Raw genomic sequence first — 2,221 nt, 5'->3', positions numbered from 1 at the left:
GTCGCAGGGCGTGCCCGCGACGCTCGAGCGCGGCCCGACGGTCGCGCCCGTCGACGCGACGGTCGAACTGAAGGAGCAGCACATCCCGCTCGGGCCGGTCGCGCCGATGGTCGCGATCAAGCAGCTCGGCACCAACGGCGGTGGCTGGTACGGGCCGAACAGTGCGGTGCCGCTCGAGAATCCGACGCCGTTCTCCAATTTCCTCGAAGTGCTCGCGATCGTGCTGATTCCGGTCGCGGTCACGTTCATGGCCGGCGGCCTCGTGCGTCGGCGCCGGTTCGCCGCGCTCGTGTTCGGCAGCATGCTGCTGATGTCGGTTGTCTCGAGCGGGCTCGGCGTGTGGTCGGAAGGCCATTCGGCGAACAGCCATGACATCGCGCTCATGGAAGGCAAGGAAGTCCGCTTCGGCGCCGACGCCTCGGCGCTCTGGGCGACCCTGACCACGCAGACGAGCAACGGCTCGGTCGACGCGATGCACGACTCGCTCGCGCCGCTCACCGGCGGCGTCGCGATCGTCGACATGCTCGTCAACGCGATCTGGGGCGGCATCGGCTGCGGCCTCATGCAGTTCCTCGTCTACCTGCTGCTCGCGGTGTTCCTCGCCGGGCTCATGACCGGCCGTACGCCGGAGTTGTTCGGACGCAAGATCGAGGCACCCGAGGTGCGTCTGCTCGCGCTGCTGATCCTGCTGCAGCCGATCGTCGTGCTCGGCTTCACCGCGATCGCGCTGAGCTTCCCGTCGATCACGGGCAACTCCAATCCCGGGTTCCACGGCATCAGCCAGGTCTTCTACGAATACGCGTCCGCGTTCGCCAACAACGGTTCCGGATTCGAGGGACTCGGCGACGGCACGGTCTGGTGGAACCTGTCGTGCACGCTGGTGCTGATCCTCGGCCGCTATCCCGCGCTGATCGTTCCGCTCGCGATCGCCGGCCTGATGGCGCGCAAGAAGGTCGTGCCGGAAAGCGCGGGCACCTTGCACGTCGAGACCCCGACGTTCGCGCTCACCCTCGTCGCGGTGATCGTGATCCTGACCGTCCTGCAGTTCATGCCCGCGCTCGTGCTCGGCCCGGTGGCCGAACATCTGTCGCTCGCCGTTTCGTGAGGAACACCGCCGTGACCGATACTCCGCTCCATCTCGGCGCCGCGCGCCGCCATCCCTCCAGCGGGCTCGATGCCGCCGGCCTGCGCGCCGCGATCGTCGAATCGTTCCGCAAGCTCGCGCCGCGCAAGGCGCTGCGCAGCCCGGTGATGGCGGTCGTGCTGCTCGGCACGGTGCTGTCGGCGTTGATCACCGTCGCCGTATCGACCGACAAGGCCTTCGGCGTCGCGGTGACGCTGGTGCTGTTCGTCACCGTGCTGTGCGCGAACTTCGCCGAGGCCGTCGCCGAGGCGCGCGGACGCGGCCAGGCTGCGTCGCTGCGTGCTGCGCGCCGCGACCTCGTCGGCCGCCGCCTCGACGACGCCGGCAACGAGACGCGCGTGTCGGCGAGCGAACTGCGCGCGGGCGACCGCGTGATCGTGTCGGCGGGCGAGTTCGTCCCCGCGGACGGCGAGATCGAACGCGGCGTCGCGACGATCAACGAAGCCGCGGTCACCGGCGAATCCGCGCCGGTGCTGCGCGAGGTGGGCACCGATCGCAGCGGCGTGATCGGCGGCACCAAGGTGCTGTCGGACGAGATCGTCGTGCGCGTGAGCGCCGAACCCGGTGGTAGCTTCCTCGACCGCATGATCGCACTCGTCGAAGGTGCGAACCGGCAGAAGACGCCGAACGAGATCGCGCTAACGATGCTGCTCGCGGCGATGACGCTGACCTTCCTCGTCGTCTGCGCTACCCTGCCGTTCCTCGCCGGCTTCGTCGGCGTGAAACTCGATCCGCTGCTGCTCATCGCACTGCTCGTCTGCCTCATCCCGACGACGATCGGCGGCCTGCTGCCGGCGATCGGGATCGCCGGCATGAACCGCGCGCTGAAGGCGAACGTGCTCGCCAAGTCGGGCAAGGCGGTCGAAGTCGCCGGCGACGTCGACGTGCTGCTGCTCGATAAGACCGGCACGATCACCCACGGCGACCGCCAGGCGACCGCGTTCCATGCGCTCGGCGGCATCGACCGCGAGCAGTTGCGCGACGCCGCGCTGCTGTCGTCGCTCGCCGATCCGACGCCGGAGGGAAAGTCGATCGTCCGGCTCGCGCGCGAACAGCGCAGTCGCGTCGAGGATCCCG

The 2,221-nt window shown here is 69.3% G+C and carries 2 protein-coding genes; both read left to right on the top strand.

Going from position 1 to position 2,221, the window contains the following annotated elements; all coding sequences use genetic code 11:
- Positions 1 to 1,105 (top strand): potassium-transporting ATPase subunit KdpA (locus VI238_RS16320; protein ID WP_331653253.1); only part of this gene is annotated, 1,105 nt, incomplete at its 5' end.
- 11 nt (positions 1,106 to 1,116) lie between these two features.
- The coding region (locus VI238_RS16315) for an HAD-IC family P-type ATPase (RefSeq protein ID WP_331653250.1) at positions 1,117 to 2,221 on the top strand (1,105 nt) is incomplete at its 3' end.

The organism is Dokdonella sp., from assembly GCF_036518555.1.
Lineage (GTDB): Bacteria > Pseudomonadota > Gammaproteobacteria > Xanthomonadales > Rhodanobacteraceae > Dokdonella_A.
This window is presented reverse-complemented; position numbering and strand designations above follow the sequence as displayed.